Origin of the sequence: Pseudomonas sp. BIGb0164 (assembly GCF_024810135.1) — a bacterium.
GTDB lineage: Bacteria > Pseudomonadota > Gammaproteobacteria > Pseudomonadales > Pseudomonadaceae > Aquipseudomonas.
This window is the reverse complement of sequence record NZ_JANUEA010000007.1, coordinates 336,228-356,649: the sequence shown is the minus strand read 5'-3', so window position 1 is coordinate 356,649 and position 20,422 is coordinate 336,228. Positions and strand designations below refer to the sequence as shown.

Genomic DNA, 20,422 nt, shown 5'->3' with positions numbered 1-20,422 from the left:
CAGGAGGAAACCCTGGGCCTTTATCGGGCTCGGGGCACTCCCTCTTCGAACACGGAGTTCTTACCATGGCTAAAAAGATTTCAGCACCTGAAGCGCGATCGGCCATTGTCAAAGCACCACCCAAAAAAGCGGTGAAGCCCAAGGCGGTGGAGGTTGAAAGCCCTTCAATCTCCAGTGAATTGGAGGGTGTCGTCGAACCTTCCCGGATGGTGGTGAGTTACCTGACCGTCGATTCACGCATGGACGACAAACCGATCACCGTTCACTTCAGCACAAAAGAACAGCCTGGGCCGTTATTTGAAGACATCGTGGACGACAGCGAAGAGCCGGGTGCCAGGAACATTGATATTCCACTGGACTACCTGACGAGCGCCATGGGGTTCACGCTGTTGGTGTCCTATATAGGGACGTCACAGGGACAGGCCGCTGCTTCACGGGTCAAGGAAGTCGGGATTTCGTTCTATCCGGCCAGCGAAAGCGAAGAGCTGGCACCTCGGCTACTGCATGAAAAAATCGTCCATAACACGCCTACTTACGACATGCATGACCATACAGGGGATGAAACAGTGCTTGTGCCTGTTACTCCTCTGGCCAAAAAGGGTGACAAGGTTTATTGCACGGCTGTCACTGAGCAGGACGCTATTCCCTATACGTTTTATACCGTGGTGTATGGACATGTGTTAACGGAGGAAGAGGCCGTCGCCGGGCACGTACTCAAATTCTTTATTGCCCGTGGCTGGCTGGCACGCCGCAAGCCTTGGCGCTCTATCACGCTTCAAAGTGCCTGGGTCACCAGCGGTTTGCCAGCTGAGCCTCCTGCTGACGTCGACCCGCACCTTGAAACACGATTGCCGGCGAATGCTCTAGAGATCCAACACCGTCGGACCGCAGCGTTGATTGTGGCACCCGGACTGGACTTGCCTCCTCCACATTTGCGGCAGTCTGTGAACTACAACGACGGGTGGTGCCTTAATCCCGAGCTCACTAAAGAGGGGGGCGATGTAGACGTTCCCGGTCTGGCTACCTGTGCGGGCGATCGTGTCTGTTTTTTTGTGAGTGGGCCGGGATACGCGAAGAAGCCGCTGGGCTGCGTGGCCATTGAGCACGACGGGGATCCGGCGTCGGTCAAGCTATCGGCCTGTATCGTTGCGTGTTTGTTCAACAAGTCGATGACGCTGATCTACACCCTTGCCTTCAACGAAAGTGAACAGTCATCACCTGCACAGGACATCAGTGTTCCGGTGCCCCAGTTCACACATCCGAATATTGAAGAGGCAACCAACGGCACAGTGGATCTCAACACATTCACAGGACCTGCATTGGCTACAGTGCCTGTATGGGCCTATGCCGAGTGTTCGAATCTTTGTTGGATGTGGATTTCAGGTGAACACGACGACGGCAGTGCCTACCGGTATGACATTTTGCTGGATGAACCCGTGACAGACGATTGGAAGGCTAAAGGAGTGGGGGTGTCTGTTCCAAGGGCTGAACTGCAAAAAATGGCCGATTGCAGCACGTTTGAACTGCACTTCGCGACGAGCTTTTGTGAGGCCAATGGGCTACAAAGCGCCCACGAGTTTCCTGCTCAGGCTTTCAAGATTGAGCAAAAGCCTCTAGATCTTTCTAAGCCTTCGGTGACCGAAGCAGTGGGCGATGAGCTGACCGTCTGGAATGGGCGTGACGGTGTCCATGTCGAAGTGGATTACGTCGGAATCAGCTCCCAACACACCGTCACCGTGTGCTGGATGCAGCCAGATGGTAGTTGCTTGCCGTTGGCTGCCCAGCCTGGCAGTGATGCGGGGCCTGTGCGCTTCTTCATGCCACGGGAAGCGGTGATCGAAAGTATCGGTAAAACTGTAAAGATCACTTACACCGTTGCCACTGCGTGCAAGGTGCAGACCTCACCGCCTTTGAATTTGAAGATTAGTAAACCGACACGTGTGCCAACGCCCGTCGTGGAACAGGCTACCCCACGCGCAACTCAATACGGCATTCTAGATCTGGGCACTTTCGCGGGTAATGCGTTAATCACCGTTGAAAAATGGTGGTTTGCGCTAAAGGGGAGCCTTTTCTGGCTGAAATGCACAGGCATTAAAAGGGAGGGGGGCAGTCATACATTCTATGTGATTAACGGTAGGCCACTCACGGATACGGAGGCCAGGGATGGGCTTTCCGAGACACTGAACCGATCAGAGCTTCAGTTGTTAAAGCATGATTCCCCCCTGACCGTCACCTGCATTACGTCGCAAAATTCCAACGAGTTTGGAAATGAAGCCGTCGTTTTTCCGGTGTTGAACCTGATTTTGAAGAGGGCTTTGATTTGCCAGCAGGAACGCTTCGAGTCACTGCCGTTAGGGACTTTTGGCGTAGGAAGTAGTATCCAGACGGATCTGATGAAAATAACCTTTGAGTCTGGATCAGGTTTGGCGGGTATCGTTAATTACGGCAATGATGAGTACTACTCAGGTAAGCACTTTGTCATGTGTGAGAATTCCGATCATCAAATTCCACCACAGTTACATCGGTTTGATTTCAGTCGTGAACTGGAATCTGTCAGGTTCAGTTGGGCATGGAAACAACGACCAGCGACGGTCACCTTTTATGATCGCACCGGTAATGTAGTCCAGGAACAGACCTACCCTGACGATTGGCGAGGCGGATTTTGGGTCGAATTGGTAACGTCGCCTGGCACCGCTGTTGCGTGGATGACAGTTCTTGTACAGGATTACTCGTTTATCGATAACTTCAGCATGTGCTATCGAGAGTAAACCCTATTCGCTAATTCGCCGTTGGCGGATCCCATGATTCGTCGTTCACAGAGAGTGCCCGCTCAGAGCGGGCATTCTCTTGACTAATGCAGGTGTTACCTCGGCCCAAGAATCTTCACCAGCTTCTCCGGCGACGGTGCCCCTTGCTGCTGCTGCAACCCACCCTTGTCGTCCAGATAGAAAATCGCCGGCGTCGCCGACAATTCCAGCTCATCCATCAACTTCATGTTGGCATCCAGCTTGGCTTCGATATCGGCCGGGATCTTGTCCAGTGCCTGCAACTTGCTGCCTTTGCCAGCGGCTTCGTGTTCTTCCAGGGCTTTTTGCGGGTCTTTGGCGGCGAACAGCGCGGCGGATTTGCCCGGGCTGTCTTCGCGGATGATGCCGACCATGATGTGGCGCAACTGCACCTTGCCGGCCTTCACCCACGGGCGAGCCTGTTCCCAGAACATGTTGCAGTAGGGGCAGTTGGGGTCGCTGAACAGGTAGACGATGCGCGGCGCTTTCACGTCGCCATCCTGGATCCAGCTGCTTTTTTCCATCTTGGCCCAGACTTCCTTGGCCATCGGCGCGTACACCAGTTTGTCCAGGGGCGCGCTGCTCAGGTCATTGCCCTGGGCGTCGTACAGGTTGCCGGCGATTACACTTTTGCCGTCGGCGGTCAGGTACAGCGCCATGCCCCGGTTCTGGTATTGCGCGGCGTAGCCGGTGAGGCCGCTGGGGGCGTCGAATTTGCCGAGGATCTTGGCCCCCTTGGCCTCGATCTGTTTGATCGGAGCGGGCCACTCTTCGGCCTGGGCCAGGGTGGCCGCGAGCGTCAGCGGCAGCGAGATCAGCAGGTGGCGGAGGCTTGGCATGTCGGTTTCCTTATTGTGGCGTCGAAGGGTTCCATGGCACGGGCCAGGCTGGCCTGGGACAGTTCGCCCAGATGGCTGTTGATCAGCCGCCCATCGGCTTGGTAGAAGAGGGTAGTCGGCAACGCCATGGAGCCCACGGCCTGGCCGAGGCGGCCGCTGGCGTCGAATAGCACGTTGTCGAGGGTCAGGCCCTGGGTGGCGAGGAAGGTGCTGACGCTCTGCATGCTTTCGGCCTGGTTGACGAACAGGAAGGTCACGTCGGGGCGTTGGTGTTGCGCGCGCTCCAGTACCGGCATCTCGCGCCGGCACGGCGGGCACCAGGTGGCCCACAGGTTGATCACCAACGGGCCGCCTTTGTAATCGGCCAGTTGCACCACGTCGCCATTAGCATTGCGCAAGGTGATGTCCGGCAGCTGCGAGCCCTTGTCGTAGAGGCTCAGGGACAAACTGGTCAGGCCCCAGAACACCAGGCCTGTCACCACTCCGGCACCCAGCGGCTTGCGCAGGGCCGGGCGGCGCCAGCCGTAGGCCAAGGCACCGAGTATCAGCACGATCACGCCGGGCCAGGCGAGGAAACCCCCGTCGCGCAGGTCGACCATCTGCAGCCAGTCGTTGCGGTAATCGCTCCAGTACATCAGCACAAAGCTGATGCGCGCCGCCAACATGCCCAGCAGGAACAGGCTGAACAGCACCGATTCCGGGTTCTCGCCGCCACGCTTGGCCACGCGCCAGCCCACCACGGTGGCCAGGATCAGTGCGCTGATCAGCAGGATGTGATTCAGGGCGATGGCGAAAGTACCGATGGTCAGGGTCAGCATCAGCGCGCGTCTCGGGTTTGCGTCCAGCGTTGCAGGAAGGCGGCGGCATCCACTTCGCCGGTGATGCGTTGGGCGCGGCGTTCTTCACCGTCCGGGCCGATCCACACAAAGCTTGGCGGCCCTGGCACTTTGTAGCGGCCGAGCAGCTCGCGGCTGGCGGCGTTGTCGGCGGTGACGTCCAGGCGCAGCAGGCGCACGTCCTTGAGGGCGTCCATCACCTCAGGTTTACCGAAGACCTGTTTTTCCATGATCTTGCAGGACACGCACCAGTCGGCGTAGTAGTCCACCAGCACCCACTGGCCCTGGGCCTTGGCGCTGTCGAGTTGGCTTTGCAGCACGGCCGGGTCGTTGATCGTCATGAAGGCGTCGTGGGCGCTAGGCGCAGCCGCCATTTTCGAGCCGCTGTAGACCTTCAGCGGTTGCCACAGGTCATCGCTGCCACCGGCCGCACCCACCACCAGCACCGCGCCCCACAGACCTAGCACCAGGGAGCCGGCACCGAACACCTTGGCGGCCAGGCCGTATTCGCGGGCCAGGGTCCAGCCGCAGTAGGCCATCACCAGCGCCAACACGCCCCACAGGCCGAGCCACAGGCTTTCGCCGATGACCGGGCGAATCATCAGCACGGCAGTGCCCAGGAACAGGAAACCGAAGACGCCCTTGAGCACGTTCATCCAGGTGCCCGGTTTGGGCAGGAAGCGGTTGCCCACGGTCACCAGCAGCAACAGCGGAATGCCGATGCCGATGCCCATGGCGAACAGGATCAGGCCGCCGTGCAACGCGTTGCCGCTCTGGGCGATGTACAGCAGGGCGCCGGCCAGGGGCGCAGTCATGCACGGGCCCACCAGCAGGCCGGACAGCGCGCCAAGGATGCCCGCACCCACCAGGCTGCCACCGCTTTGCTGGCGGCTGACGTTGTCCAGGCGATCACGCAGGAAGGCGGGCAGTTGCAGTTCAAAGAAGCCAAACATCGGCAGGGCGAGGATCACGAAGAGAGCGGCGAAACTGCCGAGGATCCACGGCGTTTGCAGCAGGGCGGCCAGGTTGCTGCCGGCCAGCGCGGCCAATACACCCAACGCTGCATACACCAGCGCCATGCACACCACGTAGCTGCTGGCCAAGGCGAAACCGCGACGCGGGCTGGCGCCACTGCCTACCACCAGGCCGGCCAGGATCGGCAGCATTGGCAATGAACACGGGGCAAATGCCAGCAACAAGCCGAGGCCAAAGAACACCAGCAGGCTCCAACCGAGGCTGCGCTGTTGCAGGCCGCTGGCCAGGCTCTGGTCCTGGGCTTGGGCGGTGGCAGCCACGGCAGGGTTGCCGCCCAGGTCCACGGTGATCGACTGCGGCGGGTAGCACAGGCCAGCATCGGCGCAGCCTTGCCAGCCCAGCTTGACCTGACCGGTGACGCCGGCCGGGATCTTCACTTCCAGGCCCTGGCGATACACTTGCTGTTCGCCAAAGAATTCGTCGCTGTGGGCTTCACCCTGGGGCAGCGTCGGTTTTTCGGCCAGGCCGTCGAACTTCATGCGCTGCTGGTACAGGTAATAACCGTCGGCAATCTGCCAATACAGCTGGGTTTCGCCACTTTCCAGGCGTTCGGAGGTAAAGGTGAAGGCTTTGCCCACCGGGAGGAAGTCGGGTTTGGTCTCAAACGGATTGCCCGGCGCTGCCTGGGCGAATCCCGCGAACAACACCAGCAAAAAGGTAAACAGATGCCGCATGGTCAAGCCTTAGTTCGTTGCAAGTCAGCACACAATGTGTGGCGTTGATTAACCGATGATTAACCAAGGCTATTCTAAAGTGTAGGGAAAGTCTGAGCGCGCCTCTTTTCACGGCATAATCGGCGCTTAATCCGTGGCCTCTTTAATCCTCCCATCTTTCATGAAGGGTTCAGCATGCACGTACTGGTCTGTGAAGACGACGAACTGATCGCCAGCGGTATCGTGGCCGGCCTCACCGCCCAGGGCTTTACCGTGGAGCGCGTGGGTACAGCTTCTGCCGCGCGCGCGATGCTCAAGGCGGCCACGTTCGACATCATGGTGCTCGACCTTGGCTTGCCCGACGAAGACGGCCTCAAGCTGCTGCAGCAACAGCGCAGCCAGGGCCTGGAGATTCCGGTGCTGATCCTCACCGCCCGCGACTCGGTGACCAACCGTGTCGACGGCCTGCAAGCCGGTGCCGACGACTACCTGCTCAAACCCTTCGACCTGCGCGAACTCGCTGCGCGCCTGCAAACCCTGCTGCGGCGGGTGGCGGGGCGCAGCGTCAACCTGATCGAGCATGGCCGCCTGGCCTATGACCCAAGCAGCCGCGAGACTTTCCTGGGGGGCGAGCCGGTGGACCTGTCCCGCCGCGAGCAGGCGCTGTTGCAAGCCCTGCTGCACAACAAGGGCCGCGTGCTGTCCAGCGAACAGCTCAAGGACAGCGTCTACGGGTTCAATGACGAGCTGGAAAGCAACGCCTTGAACGTGCACATCCACCACCTGCGCCGCAAATTGGGCAACGGCATCGTCGAAACCGTGCGTGGCCTGGGTTACCGCCTTGGGCCGGCAGATGCGGGTGGAGAGGACGCTTCGTGAAAAGCCTGCGCCTGCGCCTGACGTTCAAGCTGGGCGCTGCCTTTGTATTGATCTGGGCCCTGGCGGCCGCCTGGATGCTCAACGACCTGCGCAACCAGATGATGTTTTCCCTCGACCAGCGCCTGGTGGCGTCGGCGCGCATGGTGGCCGGGCTGACCGAGCAGATGCCCGGCCTGGCCAGCGTGAGTGGCGGCACGCATCTGCGCACCGAGCAATTGAACGTGCCGGGCGGCATGGCCTGCCAGGTCAGCTCCCTGCGCGGCGAAATCCTGGCGCGCAGCCACACCACGCCGGATGAAGGGCTGGAGTCACGCAAAAGCGGTTTTCGCGACCAGGTGATCGACGGGGTGGGCTGGCGCAGTTTCACCCTGTCCCGGGGCGACCTGCTGATCACCACCGCCGACCGCCAGGTGGAGCGTGAGGCGCTGAACCTGTCGATCCTGCTCGCGGCCTCGGTGCCGGTGGGCGTGGCGTTGCTCGGTTGCCTGTGCTTGCTGTGGCTGGGTATTGGCCAAAGCCTGTTGCCACTCAACCGCATGCGAGACGCCTTGATGCGCCGCAGTGCCGATTCCCTCGAACCGCTGCAGATCCATCCGTTGCCCAGCGAGCTCAAGCCGCTGCTCGACACCCAGAACCAACTGCTGCAACGCATCGCCAAGACCATCGAGCGCGAGCGCCGCCTTACCGGTGATGCCGCCCATGAGTTGCGCAGCCCGTTGACGGCGATCAAGACCCACCTGCAAGTGGCGCGCATGACCGACGGCGCCGCGCGGGATCAATCCCTGGCCCACGCCGAGGAGGGGGCCGACCGCCTGCACCGCACCCTCGAACAATTGCTGCTGCTGGCGCGGGTGGAAGGCAGCCTGTCGTTCGACGACGGCTTGCAGTCCAGTGCCGAACAAGTGGCACGTCTGGCGATCCAGGACGCCAACGCCGGGGACAACTCGCGCATCGACCTGATCCTGCCGGAAGGTCTCAGTGACCGGCCGGTGGAAATGCCCGTGGGCCTGGCGGTTGCGGCCCTGCGCAACCTGCTGGACAACGCCTTGCGCCACACGCCAGCCGATACCCGCGTGGAACTCAGTGTGTCCACCGACGCCGAGCACGTGGTGTTCCGCGTGCGTGACCATGGCAAGCAGATCTCTGCCGAAGACCTGCAGTACCTCACCCAGCGTTTCTGGCGTAATGGCAACAGCGAAGGCTGCGGCCTGGGCCTGGCCATCGTGCAAGCGATTGTGCAGCGCTGCTCCTGCTCGCTGAAGTTCGACAGCCAGCCCGATGGCCTGCGGGTCGACCTGGGTATGCCGCTGCGTCGCTGATCAACGTTCTTTCAGGTGCCAATTAGTTACCGCCCGCTTGAGGTTCAACGCTTCAGGATGGCGGTAATTTTTTTGTGCTTGAACGGGCCGAATGAGTCGGCCTGTAGTGAAAAGGACGGCTTTTTATGTTGGTCATCGATACCAGTTTTCCTGCCATCGGCTTCAACGAACGGTGCGGTGAGCCCGTGCAGCAGGTGATTTTGCATTACACCGCGGCGCCCTTTGCGTCATCCCTGCGCACCCTGACCCAGGACGGGGTGAGTGCGCATTACCTGGTGCCCGACCCGGAAGAGCCCAGCTATCGCGCGGCTGGCTATGACGAGTTGCGTGCGTTCCGCCTGGTGGAAGAAAGCCAGCGAGCCTGGCATGCCGGGGTCAGCCACTGGAACGGGCGCGACAACCTCAACAGTCGCTCGATCGGCATCGAGCTGGTCAATCTGGCGCGGGATGACGCGGGCGTCGTCACCTTCCCCGCGTACGTCGAGGAACAGATCGAGGTGCTGATCGCGCTGCTGCGCGACATCGTGAGTCGCTACCCACAGATAGAGCCTGTGGGCATCCTTGGGCATTCGGATGTGGCGTATGGGCGCAAGAGCGATCCAGGGCCGAGGCTGCCGTGGTGGCGTCTGCACGAAGCAGGCATCGGCGCCTGGTTCGATGAGGCGACGCGGGCAATGTACCAGCGCCGGTTTTGCGTCGGGTTGCCGCCAGAGGTGGAGCTGGAGCGGGCGTTCCAGCGCTATGGGTATGCACCTGCGAAGAATCGGCAAGGCTTTGAACAGCGCACGCGGGCGTTTCAGATGCACTTCCGGCCCCGGGATTATTGCGGTTTCCTGGACGCGGAAACCTGCGCGATTTTGTACGCACTGAATGAAGAATACCGAGGTCTCTAACGTCTGGCTCCTACGGGTCTATGGATTCACACCGTCCAAATGTGGGAGCGGGCTTGCCCGCGAATACGGTGGCCCAGACAACATTTCTGGTGGCTGACACTGCGCCTTCGCGAGCAAGCCCGCTCCCACCTCTGGATCTTCACCCCTCAGTTAAAGATCAGTGGCCACTAAATCCCTCCCGCGCTGATGCGTTTCCAGAACAGGAAATCCGTGCGCATGCCCCTTGGGCCCGATGAGGGATCTTGTAATGTCCGTCGCTATCAGCCATATCGAAGACACCCCGCTTCAAGAAACGCTTTACCAGTTTGACGAGTCCCCGCTGCTGGCCCGCCAGCGCCAGCAGGAGTCCAACGCCCGCAGCTACCCTCGGCGTATCCCCCTGGCGCTCAAGCGCGCCAAGGGCCTCTATGTGGAGGACGTGGAAGGTCGTCGTTTCATCGACTGCCTGGCCGGCGCTGGCACCCTGGCGCTGGGGCATAACCACGCGGTGGTGATCGAGGCCATTCAGCAGGTGTTGAGCGACGAATTGCCGTTGCACACCCTCGACCTGACCACGCCGGTCAAGGATCAATTCGTGCAGGACCTGTTCGGCCTGCTGCCGGCCGAGTTGGCGCGCGAAGCGAAGATCCAGTTCTGCGGCCCCACGGGCACCGATGCGGTGGAAGCCGCGTTGAAACTGGTGCGTACCGCCACCGGTCGCAGCACAGTGCTGTCGTTCCAGGGCGGTTACCATGGCATGAGCCAGGGCGCGTTGAGCCTGATGGGCAGCCTGGGGCCGAAGAAGCCGCTGGGCGCACTGCTCGGCAATGGCGTGCAGTTCCTGCCGTACCCGTACGACTACCGTTGCCCGTTTGGCCTGGGCGGCGCCGAAGGGGTTCGGGTGAACCTGCATTACCTGGAAAACCTGCTGAACGACCCGGAGGCGGGCGTGTTGTTGCCGGCGGCGGTGATTGTGGAAGTGGTGCAGGGCGAAGGCGGCGTGATCCCGGCCGATCTCGATTGGTTGCGCGGCTTGCGGCGTATTACCGAGCAGGCGGGCGTGGCCTTGATTGTGGATGAAATCCAGAGTGGTTTCGGCCGTACCGGCAAGATGTTTGCCTTTGAACACGCCGGCATCATCCCGGATGTGGTGGTGATGTCCAAGGCCATCGGCGGCAGCCTGCCCCTGGCCGTGGTGGTGTACCGCGACTGGCTCGACACCTGGCTGCCAGGCGCCCATGCCGGCACGTTCCGTGGTAATCAGATGGCGATGGCGGCGGGTTCGGCGGTGATGCGCTATCTCAAGGAGCACGACCTGGCGGGCCATGCCGCCGCCATGGGCGAACGCCTGGGTGAACACCTGCGCATCCTGCAACGGGATTTCCCGCAACTGGGGGATATCCGTGGCCGTGGGCTGATGCTCGGCGTGGAGCTGGTGGACCCGAACGGCAAGCCCGATGTTCAGGGCCATCCACCGGTGCATCGCCAACTGGCACCGCTGGTGCAGCGCGAATGCCTCAAGCGCGGCCTGATCCTGGAGTTGGGCGGGCGCCATGGCAGCGTGGTGCGCTTCCTGCCGCCGCTGGTGATCACCGGCGCCGAGGTCGACCGCGTCGCCGAGATTTTCGGCCGGGCGTTGGCCGCAGCGGTCGCCAGCCTCTAATTTTTTTGCCGTTTGGTACGTTTCTACAGATATCAGCGCTGCGCAGTGTGCGCAGCCAGCCTTTTTGCGATGGAGAACAGCAATGACCTCAGTATTTGACCGCGACGACATCCTGTTTCAGGTAGTGGTCAACCACGAAGAACAGTATTCGATCTGGCCCGACTACAAAGCCGTGCCGGAAGGCTGGCGCACCGTGGGCAAGAGCGGCCTGAAGAAAGAATGCCTGGCCTACATCGAAGAAGTCTGGACCGACATGCGCCCGTTGAGCCTGCGCCAGAAGATGGACAGCGCCGCGCTGGCCTAAACACCACCCATCCCATGTGGGAGCTGGCTTGCCTGCGATAGCGGTGTGTCTGGGCCAAATCTACTGGCTGGCCCACCGCTATCGCAGGCAAGCCAGCTCCCACATTAAGGTTGCGTTGCCTTTTAGGTGTTCTTCTCTTTTTCCAGCCCGCCAGAAGCCCCCGTCACCACCTGCACGCTCAAGCGCGGCGTCGCCAGGTCCAACCCCGCTTCATCCAGATGCCGCTTCAACGACAAGTTGAACGCCCGCGACACTTCCCACTGCTTGATCGGCGCCGTCTTGAACCGGGCGCGCAGGATCGCGCTGCCCGACTCGAAACTCTCCACGCCCTGGATCTCCAGCGGCGACCAGATATTGCGGCGTTGCAGCGGATCGTTGCGCATTTTCTGGCCGACGTCGCGCATCAGCTTGATGGCATCGTCGATTTCCATGTTGTACGGGATCGCCACCCGGAAGATCGCGTAGCCGAACTCCCGCGAGTAGTTCTTGATGCTCTTGATCTCGCTGAACGGGATGGTGTGCACGATGCCGTCGATGTCCCGCAGGCGTACAGTGCGGATGGTCAGGCCTTCAACCGTGCCGAGGTGACCGCCGACATCCACGTAGTCATCGATGGCCAGGGAGTCTTCGATGATGATGAACAAGCCGGTGATCAAGTCTGCCACCAGCGATTGCGCACCAAAACCGATGGCCAGGCCGATCACACCGGCACCGGCCAGCAGCGGCGTGACGTTCATGCCCATGTTCGCCAGGGCGACGATGGCGGCGATGATGAAGATGGTCACGAACAGCACGTTACGGATCAACGGCATCATCGTTTGCGCGCGCGCGTTGGCCAGGCCTTTGCGCGAGCGGGTGAGGGCATGGTGGATGGCGGTGTCGCTGAGGATCCAGATCAGCCAGGCGAACAGCAAGGTCCCGGCCAGGCCGAACAGCTTGACGCTGACTTCATGGCCATCGCCTTCGGTAAAACGGATCAGTGACAGGCCCCACACCCGCAGGCCCAGTTCGATAAACACCAGCCACACCATCAGGTGCGCCAGGGTGTAGACAAAGCTTTTAAGACGTTCGGAGTACAGCGCATGGCGCTTGTGGCCGCGTTGCGGCTTGAGGGCGTGGCGGCGTACCAGGCCGTTGATCACCATGCACAGCACCAGCAACACCGTGCATAACAGCGACTGACGCAGGGCGGTGCTGGTGTCGCCGGCCGACACGAAGGTGGCGAACAGCGAGATGCCCACCAGCAGCAGGGCCGGGATGTACCAGAACGAGCCGATGATCTCGATGGTGTCACTGAGGGCGCGGCGGGTCAGGCGACGCGACAGCGGCTGGTTGCGGATCAGGTGGGCGATGGGGCGGCGGAAACGCAGGATGAACACGCCGGTAGACAGCGCTGCCATCACATTGGCCACCGTCGCGGCCGTGTGGGACAAGTGCTGGCCCAGGGCCTGGACCAGTCGCGGGTCGCTCAGGGCTTCACCAAAGGCGGCAAAGCTGCCGATCCACCACAGCGGGCGGAAGGCCTGGTGGCGCAGGATGTACAGCGCGCGATGGCGGTGCGGGCCGTCGAGCAGGGAAAACGCGATCACACAGATGGCCGAGAAGCAGGTGCCCACCACCAGCGCGTAGGCCAATACCATCGCCAGGGACTTGCCCAGGGAGGAGGGCAGGGCGTAACTCAGGTACACCGTGATCACCAGGGCGATCAGCCAGGGCCCCAGTTTGCGCAGGGCGAAACGCACCATGTCCCAGGTGCGCGGGTGCTGCGGCAGTTCTTCGGGCAGGCCGAAGCGTTCGCGCACCCGGTGACTGAGCCAGATCAGCGCGGCGGCCAGCAAGCTCCATACGGCCAGGATCAGGGCAAAACCGAAAATGATCGGCAACCATTCGCTCGCCGGCAACATCAGGGCGTCAAGTTCGTCCTTGGCCTGGTCGATTTCATTGGACCAGCGCCCCAGCGGGCTGTCGGCCCCGGAAAACTGCGCTTCGAGGTTGGCCAGGGTGCCGCCGATCAAACCCAGCACACCTTCTTCGGTGGCCGGTTGGGCTTTTTTCGTGGCTTCACGGAGTTTTTTCAGGTCGCTCAGCAACTGGGTGCGCTGTTGGTCGTTTTCCAGGGTCTTGATCACTTCGTCCAGCGACTGCCCCAGCGGCACATCCGCCTGGGGTTGGGGCTTGGTGGCGTTACCCAGCAGACCGGGCAGGCTCACGGCCTGGGCAGGCGCGAGCGGCAGCAACATGAGCAGGGTGATCAGCAGGGTGCAGGGCAGGGCGAACAGACGGGAGAACACTAGGCGGTCAACCTTGGAAACGACGGGTTGATCGAGTGTACGAGGCCGCTATGCCAGATGCGAGTGCATTTGTCATTCCGCCAGTTTGGCGAGGATCTTGTAGACCACGGTGCCCAGGATCAGCAGCATGCCGATCCACATGCCAAACACGCCCAGGGGCTTGTCGCGAAAGTTGAAGCCCGTCGCCAGCAGGATCATACCGATCAGGATCGGGATAAGCATGGCGTGGAACGAAGACATGGAGATCATGGGACGACGGCCTTGTCGGAGTGGGAATACTGACAAGTCTAGGTCGGATTACAGAAAGTGCAGGTGATGTAGATCAGGTGTACACAACACTCAATGTGGGAGCGGGCTTGCTCGCGAATGCAGGGCGTCAGTCAATACAAGTGTGACTGATCCACCGCTTTCGCGAGCAAGCCCGCTCCCACATTTTTTGACCGTGTCAGCCCAAATTATTAGGGCAAATCACGACTGGCGTAAAACGCCCCCAACACCTTCACCAGATGCGCCAAATCATGGCTGCCGCACAACTCACGAATGGAATGCATGGCAAACGTCGGCAAGCCGATGTCCACGGTGCGCACACCCAAATGGCTGGCGGTGATCGGGCCGATGGTGGAGCCGCAACCCATGTCGCTGCGCACCACGAAGCTCTGCACCGGCACTTCCTGGGCCATGCACAGGTGGCGGAAGAAGCCTGCGGTTTCGCTGTTGGTGGCGTAGCGCTGGTTGCTGTTGACCTTGATCACCGGGCCGGCATTGAGCTTGGGGCCGTGGTTGGCGTCATGCTTCTCGGCGTAGTTGGGGTGCACGCCGTGGGCGTTGTCCGCCGACACCAACAGTGATTTCTGGATGGTGCGTACGAACTCATCACCTTCGGGCAGCAGGCGGCGCAGGGTCTGTTCCAGCATCGGGCCGTCGGCACCGCAGGCCGAGCAGGAGCCGACTTCTTCGTGGTCGTTGCACACCAGCACGCAGGTTTCATCGCTGTCGCTGGTGAGCAAGGCCTGCAGGCCGGCGTAGCACGACAGCAGGTTGTCCAGGCGTGCGCCGGCGATGAAGTCGCCATTGAGGCCGATCACTGCGGCGCTCTGGGTGTCGTAGAAGCTCAGCTCGTAGTCGAGCACCACGTCGGCGTTCAGGCCGTGTTCGCGTGCCAGCTGCTCGGTGAGCACGGCGCGGAAGTCCACGCGCTCGTCACCGGCAAATTGCGCGAGGATCGGCGGCAGCTCGGTCTGGGCATTGATCGCCCAGCCCTGGTTGGCTTCACGGTTCAGGTGGATGGCCAGGTTGGGGATGATGGCGATGGGCAGCTTGAAGTCGATCAGCTGGCTTTCGACCTTGCCGTCACGGCGGAAGGTGACGCGGCCGGCCAGGGACAGGTCGCGATCGAACCACGGCGCCAGCAGCGCGCCGCCGTAGACTTCCACGCCCAACTGCCAGAAGCCCTGGCGTTGCAACTCGGGCTGGGGCTTGACCCGCAGGCACGGGCTGTCGGTGTGGGCGCCGACCAGGCGAATCCCGCCCAACAGTGGCGAGTGGCGGCCCAGCTTGAAGGCAATGATCGAGGAATCGTTACGGGTGACGTAATAGCGACCGTTGGCCTCGGTGGCCCAGGTTTCGCGCTCGTCGAGCCGCTGGTAACCCGCCGCTTCCAGGCGCTGGGCCAGGGCAGCAGTGGCATGAAAAGGAGTAGGGGAGGCCTTGAGGAAGTCGATCAGGCCTTGATTCAACGCTTCGCGCATAAATAGCTCCAGACAGCAGTGCGCGGAGTTTACCGTATTGGCTCTACATTTGAAGTGAAGCTACCTTCTTGAGCACAACACAAAACCACTGTGGGAGCTGGCTTGCCTGCGATAGCGGTGTGTCAGTTCCACATTTTTTGCAGAAAGACCGCTATCGCAGGCAAGCCAGCTCCCACATTGAATGCGTTTGCAGCTTTAGAAGGGCGCCGGGCACTCGAAGCGCAGGCGTTCGCCACTCTGAGGATGGGTGAAGCTCAGCATGCTTGCATGCAGGCACAGGCGCGGCCAGGCGGCCAGGGCTTGTTCGTGGGCATAAAGGCCATCACCCAGCAGCGGGTGGCCGATGGACAACATGTGCACGCGCAGTTGGTGCGAACGCCCGGTGATCGGCGTCAGTTCCACGCGGCACCAGTCGCCGCAACGTTCCAGCACCTTCCAGAAGGTCAGCGCATGTTTGCCCAACTCATGGTCCACCACGTGGCGTGGCTTGGTCGGCGGGTCGTAGCGCAGGGGCAGGTCGATGCTGCCGCTGTCCAGCGCCGGTTGGCCCCAGGCCAGGGCGGTGTAGGCCTTTTCGGTTTCGCGGTCATGAAACTGGCGGGACAGTTCGCGGTGGGTATCGGCGTCCCGGGCCAGCAGGATGATCCCCGAGGTTTCCCAGTCCAGGCGATGCACGATGCGGGCTTCGGGGTAGCCGTTTTCCTGCAGGCGGGTGATCAGGCAATCCTTGTTGTCATCGGCGCGACCGGGCACCGAGAGCAGCAGGGTGGGTTTGTTCACCACCAGGACGGCGTCGTCCTGGTGAAGGATGTGGATATTGGACAACGGCATCAAACAGCCTCGTAACAAACGCCAACGGCGGCACGGTCACCGGTTCCCTTGCGGGATCCTGTGACCGTGCCGCCGTGGCGGCCGCCTGTTCGATCAACGATCAGGCAGGGTGATATTGAGTTCCAGAATCGAGCAGCTGCCGTCGTTTTCCAGGGCGACATGCACATCGTCGTTCCCGATATTGACGTACTTGCGGATCACCTCGACCAGTTCCTTCTGCAAGGCTGGCAAGTAGTCCGGCGTGCTGCGTTGGCCGCGTTCGTGCGCCACGATGATCTGTAGACGCTCTTTCGCGACCGACGCGGTCGTAGGCTTTTTGTTGGCGCGAAAGAAGTCGAGAAATTTCATTGTTTAGTTGCCTCCAAAGATACGCTCGAAGAATCCCTTCTTCTTGACATCGAGGAAGCGATGTTCCACGGACTTGCCCAGCAGGCGGTCGACGGCATCGCTGTACGCCTGGCCGGCGTCGCTCTGGTCGTCGAGGATGACCGGAACACCTTGGTTGGAGGCTTTGAGCACGGCCTGGGATTCAGGGATCACGCCCAGCAGGGTGACGGCGAGGATTTCCTTCACGTCTTCAACGCCGAGCATTTCGCCGTTGCTGACGCGCTCAGGGTTGTAGCGGGTGAGCAGCAAGTGTTCCTTGATCGGGTCTTCGCCTTTTTCGGCGCGCTGGGACTTGCTGGCCAGCAGGCCCAGCATGCGGTCCGAGTCACGTACCGAGGAGACTTCCGGGTTGGTCACCACGATGGCTTCGTCAGCGAAGTACATCGCCAGGTGCGCACCGGTTTCGATACCGGCCGGCGAGTCGCAGACCACGTATTCGAAGGTTTCCTTGAGCTCGGCCAGGACTTTGCCTACGCCTTCTTTGGTCAGCGCGTCCTTGTCACGGGTCTGGCTGGCGGCCAGCACGTACAGGTTCTCAAGGCGCTTGTCCTTGATCAGGGCCTGTTGCAGGTTGGCTTCGCCGTTCACCACGTTGACGAAGTCGTACACCACGCGGCGTTCGCAGCCCATGATCAGGTCGAGGTTACGCAAACCGACGTCGAAGTCGACGATGACTGTCTTGTGGCCGCGCAGTGCGAGGCCGGTACCGATAGCGGCGCTGGTGGTGGTCTTACCCACACCACCCTTGCCGGATGTAACCACGAGAATCTTGGCCAAGGTGTTTCACCCCTAAGGAAAAAGGACTTTTCGGTCCCTGAAAAACATCTCTTGGAACTCGCTGCAGGCGGACAGCCTTGTAGGAAAAATAATTCCTACACAAGTAATGCCGGTTTCGCTGTGCTATCAGAGTCTAGAGATGCTTGGAAAATGCGGCAGTATCCGTTAAAGACGGATGATGTTCAACACATCGCCCGACAGGTTGACCTGCACCGAAGCCCCCCACAGCGGATCACGGCGCAAATCTTCTGAAACCTTGTACTGGCCTGCGATGGACACTAGCTCAGCGGTCAACTGCTGGCAAAAAATACGGGCCTTGGTATCACCCTTGATGCCGGCGAGGGCGCGTCCGCGCATCGGGCCGTATACATGGATGTTGCCATCGGCGAGAAGTTCCGCCCCTGGGCTGACCGAGGAAATCACCACCAGGTCGCCGCCTTGGGCGTAAATCTGCTGCCCGCCGCGTACGGGCGAGGTGATGATCTTTGTAGGCTTGATCGCAGGCTCGGGTGGTTTTTCCGGTTTTTTCTTCTCTTCACCGACCAATGGTTCCAGCGGACGCTCGCGCGCACCGGACGGTGGCAATACTGGCAGTTCAATGGCGATGGCGGCGGCAATGTCTTCGATACGGCTGGCACGGATCGCCAGGGTACGCAGGCCATGGGAGCGGCACACACGCATCAGGCCGGGCAGGTCGATGGCGCCCTGGCCGGCTGGCAGTTTGTCCAGGGCCAGCACCAACGGGGCATTGTTGAAGAAGTTCGGCGCCAGGGCGACCTTGGCGGCCAGTTGGCGGTCCAGGGCATCGAGGTCGTTGCGGGCCAGTTCCAGCACGGTAATGGCGAGCATGCTGCCTTTTAACTGGAACACGGGATCTTGGTCTAGCGGTTCGGTTTGGCTCATGGTCGGCAAAAGCGGCTTGTCACGAAAAGTGTCGAGACTTATAACGAGAACATCCACGGGCCGCAAGCCGGGTCGAACCGTTGTAGAATGCGCGGCCCTTGTCTTTACCGGAATCTGTAATGGATCGCCCGCGTTTTCGAGCTGTATTTTTTCACCCGCGTTTTTGGCTGTTATGGCTGGGACTCGGCCTGTTGTGGCTGATCACCCAATTGCCCTACCGCGCCTTGTTGACCATTGGTCGCCTGCTGGGCGCCGGCATGTACCGTGTGGCCGGCGAACGCCGCCGCATCGCTGCGCGCAACCTGGAGCTGTGCTTCCCGGAAATGTCCGCCAAAGCACGCAAGCAACTGCTCAAGGAAAATTTCGCCTCCACCGGCATTGCCTTCTTTGAAATGGCCATGAGCTGGTGGTGGTCACGCCAGCGGCTGGCACGCCTGGCCCATGTCGAAGGGCTCGAGCACCTCAAGCAGGCGCAGCTGGACGGCAAGGGTGTGATCCTCATGGCCCTGCATTTCACGACCCTGGAAATCGGCGCAGCCCTGCTCGGGCAAAAGCACACCATTGATGGCATGTACCGCGAACACGGCAATGCGTTGTTCGACTTCGTGCAGCGCCGTGGCCGTGAACGCCACAACCTCGACTCCCTGGCCGTCGAGCGCGAAGATGTGCGCGGCATGCTCAAGCTGCTGCGTGCCGGCCGTGCGATCTGGTACGCGCCGGACCAAGACTACGGCGCCAAGCAAAGCATCTTCGTGCCGCTGTTCGGCATCCAGGCAGCCACCGTGACCGCCACCAGCAAGTTTGCCAAGCTGGGCAAGGCGCTGGTGGTGCCGTTCACCCAGGAGCGCCTGGCCGATGGCAGCGGCTATCGCCTGGTGATTCACCCGCCGCTGGAAGACTTCCCTGGCGAATCCGATGAAATCGACTGCCTGCGGATCAACCAATGGGTCGAAGCCTCGGTACGTGAATGCCCCGAGCAATACCTGTGGACGCACCGGCGCTTCAAGAGCCGGCCACCGGGTGAGCCCAAGCTGTATGAGAAACGCCGTCGATAAAGTTATTGCAATTGTAAGGACCAGGACTGCTGCGCAGTCGAACGGGAGCAAGCTCCCTCGCCACACATAACGACCCTTCCCCACATGGAGTGACGCGATGCGCCCAGCTGAACCGGTTACAGGCTTGATTCTTTCCGGTGGCGGGGCGCGGGCGGCGTATCAGGTGGGGGTGTTGGCGGCGATTGCCGAGTTGCTGCCGCCGGGGGCCCCCAACCCTTTTCCGGTGATCGTCGGTACTTCGGCCGGTGCGATCAATGCGGTGAGCCTGGCCAGCGGCGCCATGGACTTCACCGCCGCCATCGGGCGCCTCACGGCGTTCTGGCAAGGCTTTCGCAGCCACCTGGTGTTGCGCAGCGACTGGCCCGGGGTGATCCGCCAGGCGGGTCGCTTTTTTATCCATAGCCTGCTGGGCTTTGGCGCACAGGTGCCCGTGGCGTTGCTCAACAGCACGCCGCTGCGCGATCTGCTCAACGACAAACTGCACCTGCACGGCATTGATGAAGCCATCCGCAATCAGCACCTGCACGCGGTGGCGGTCACGGCGTTCGGCTATGAGTCCGGCCAGGCGGTGACCTTCTACCAGGGCGGCGGCACCATTGACGCCTGGCTGCGTCATCGACGCATCGGCGTACCCACCCAACTGACGGTTGAACACCTGCTGGCCAGCTCGGCGATCCCCTTGCTGTTCGCCCCGGTGAAACTCGACCAGGAGTATTTCGGTGACGGCGCCGTGCGCCAATCGGCGCCCATCAGCCCTGCCTTGCACCTGGGTGCCAGCCGCGTGCTGGTGGTGGGTGTCAGTGGTAACCCGCGTGGCAACGAGCCGGCCACACAACGCACTTTCACCGGCCAGGAGCCGACCCTGGCGCAGATCGGCGGGCACATGCTCAACAGCACGTTCATTGACAGCCTGGAAAGCGATATTGAACTGCTGGAGCGCTTGAACCAGTTCAGCCATGCCGCACCCGGGTTGGCGGCGGTGGACGTGCTGGTGATTGCGCCGAGCCAGCCGATCGACGAAATCGCGGCACGGCATCGGCAGGAATTGCCGGCGGCACTGCGCCTGTTCCTGCGCGGGCCGGGGGCGACCAAGACGAGCGGGGCGGGGGTGTTGAGCTACCTGCTGTTCGAGGCGGGGTATTGCAGCGAGTTGATCGAGTTGGGGCGACGCGATGCGTTGGCCAAGCGCGAGGAAATTACTCGGTTTCTGGGACTACCCCCAATCTAAATGTGGGAGCGGGCTT

General features: G+C 61.4%; 18 protein-coding genes. 8 read left to right on the top strand and 10 right to left on the bottom strand.

Going from position 1 to position 20,422, the window contains the following annotated elements; genetic code table 11:
• Positions 1 to 65 precede the first annotated feature (65 nt).
• On the top strand, positions 66 to 2,768 hold the full coding sequence (locus M2394_RS20385) for a hypothetical protein (protein WP_259174187.1): 2,703 nt from the start codon (positions 66 to 68) through the stop codon (positions 2,766 to 2,768).
• Between the two features lie 95 nt (positions 2,769 to 2,863).
• Here the strand turns inward: M2394_RS20385 and dsbG are convergent, their stop codons facing one another.
• The 3 genes from dsbG to dsbD are packed head-to-tail and all read right to left on the bottom strand — an operon-like array spanning position 2,864 to position 6,170.
• The gene (gene dsbG, locus M2394_RS20380; protein WP_178921306.1) at positions 2,864 to 3,625 is read right to left on the bottom strand and encodes a thiol:disulfide interchange protein DsbG; all 762 of its coding nucleotides are present in this window, start codon (positions 3,623 to 3,625) and stop codon (positions 2,864 to 2,866) included.
• Entirely contained in the window at positions 3,601 to 4,443 is an 843-nt protein-coding gene (locus M2394_RS20375; RefSeq protein WP_259174180.1) for a TlpA disulfide reductase family protein, read from the bottom strand. Before M2394_RS20375 ends, dsbG begins: the two co-directional genes overlap by 25 nt.
• The gene (gene dsbD, locus M2394_RS20370; protein ID WP_259174178.1) at positions 4,443 to 6,170 is read right to left on the bottom strand and encodes a protein-disulfide reductase DsbD; all 1,728 of its coding nucleotides are present in this window, start codon (positions 6,168 to 6,170) and stop codon (positions 4,443 to 4,445) included. The genes M2394_RS20375 and dsbD overlap by 1 nt, the downstream gene beginning before the upstream one ends.
• Positions 6,171 to 6,344: 174 nt before the next feature.
• Between dsbD and M2394_RS20365 the strand changes: the two genes are divergently transcribed.
• From M2394_RS20365 to M2394_RS20345, 5 genes are all read left to right on the top strand, one after another.
• Positions 6,345 to 7,028 carry a response regulator gene (locus tag M2394_RS20365; RefSeq protein ID WP_176998046.1) on the top strand — a complete coding sequence of 228 codons (684 nt, stop codon included), beginning with the start codon at positions 6,345 to 6,347 and terminating at the stop codon, positions 7,026 to 7,028.
• Positions 7,025 to 8,347: an ATP-binding protein gene (locus M2394_RS20360; protein ID WP_259174171.1), complete on the top strand. Its 1,323-nt coding sequence runs from the start codon at positions 7,025 to 7,027 to the stop codon at positions 8,345 to 8,347. Before M2394_RS20365 ends, M2394_RS20360 begins: the two co-directional genes overlap by 4 nt.
• A 125-nt stretch (positions 8,348 to 8,472) precedes the next feature.
• Positions 8,473 to 9,240, top strand: coding sequence for an N-acetylmuramoyl-L-alanine amidase (locus M2394_RS20355; RefSeq protein WP_259174165.1), 768 nt, complete (start codon positions 8,473 to 8,475; stop codon positions 9,238 to 9,240).
• 247 nt (positions 9,241 to 9,487) lie between these two features.
• A complete protein-coding gene (locus M2394_RS20350) occupies positions 9,488 to 10,882 on the top strand; it encodes an aspartate aminotransferase family protein (protein WP_259174163.1) in 1,395 nt (464 codons plus the stop codon).
• Between the two features lie 82 nt (positions 10,883 to 10,964).
• A complete protein-coding gene (locus tag M2394_RS20345) occupies positions 10,965 to 11,186 on the top strand; it encodes an MbtH family protein (protein WP_135292242.1) in 222 nt (73 codons plus the stop codon).
• Positions 11,187 to 11,308: 122 nt separating this feature from the next.
• Here M2394_RS20345 and M2394_RS20340 read toward each other — a convergent pair whose 3' ends face one another.
• The 7 genes from M2394_RS20340 to minC all read right to left on the bottom strand — a co-directional run bounded on the left by M2394_RS20340 (position 11,309) and on the right by minC (position 18,123).
• Positions 11,309 to 13,477: a mechanosensitive ion channel family protein gene (locus M2394_RS20340; protein ID WP_259174161.1), complete on the bottom strand. Its 2,169-nt coding sequence runs from the start codon at positions 13,475 to 13,477 to the stop codon at positions 11,309 to 11,311.
• Between the two features lie 72 nt (positions 13,478 to 13,549).
• A complete protein-coding gene (locus M2394_RS20335; protein WP_176998052.1) occupies positions 13,550 to 13,726 on the bottom strand; it encodes a hypothetical protein in 177 nt (58 codons plus the stop codon).
• Between the two features lie 209 nt (positions 13,727 to 13,935).
• Complete coding sequence (locus M2394_RS20330; protein ID WP_176998053.1) at positions 13,936 to 15,225, bottom strand: M18 family aminopeptidase; 1,290 nt, start codon at positions 15,223 to 15,225, stop codon at positions 13,936 to 13,938.
• Between the two features lie 195 nt (positions 15,226 to 15,420).
• Positions 15,421 to 16,056 carry an RluA family pseudouridine synthase gene (locus M2394_RS20325; protein WP_259174158.1) on the bottom strand — a complete coding sequence of 212 codons (636 nt, stop codon included), beginning with the start codon at positions 16,054 to 16,056 and terminating at the stop codon, positions 15,421 to 15,423.
• A gap of 93 nt (positions 16,057 to 16,149) precedes the next feature.
• The gene (gene minE, locus M2394_RS20320; protein ID WP_010208824.1) at positions 16,150 to 16,404 is read right to left on the bottom strand and encodes a cell division topological specificity factor MinE; all 255 of its coding nucleotides are present in this window, start codon (positions 16,402 to 16,404) and stop codon (positions 16,150 to 16,152) included.
• Between the two features lie 3 nt (positions 16,405 to 16,407).
• Positions 16,408 to 17,220, bottom strand: a complete 813-nt coding sequence (gene minD, locus M2394_RS20315; RefSeq protein ID WP_016970146.1) for a septum site-determining protein MinD — start codon at positions 17,218 to 17,220, stop codon at positions 16,408 to 16,410.
• A 165-nt stretch (positions 17,221 to 17,385) separates the two neighbouring features.
• Complete coding sequence (minC, locus tag M2394_RS20310; protein ID WP_034117002.1) at positions 17,386 to 18,123, bottom strand: septum site-determining protein MinC; 738 nt, start codon at positions 18,121 to 18,123, stop codon at positions 17,386 to 17,388.
• Positions 18,124 to 18,242: 119 nt separating this feature from the next.
• Here minC and M2394_RS20305 point away from each other — a divergent pair, with 119 nt between their 5' ends.
• A complete protein-coding gene (locus tag M2394_RS20305) occupies positions 18,243 to 19,178 on the top strand; it encodes a lipid A biosynthesis lauroyl acyltransferase (protein WP_176998054.1) in 936 nt (311 codons plus the stop codon).
• 97 nt (positions 19,179 to 19,275) lie between these two features.
• Positions 19,276 to 20,406: a patatin-like phospholipase family protein gene (locus tag M2394_RS20300; RefSeq protein ID WP_259174121.1), complete on the top strand. Its 1,131-nt coding sequence runs from the start codon at positions 19,276 to 19,278 to the stop codon at positions 20,404 to 20,406.
• Positions 20,407 to 20,422: the final 16 nt, after the last annotated feature.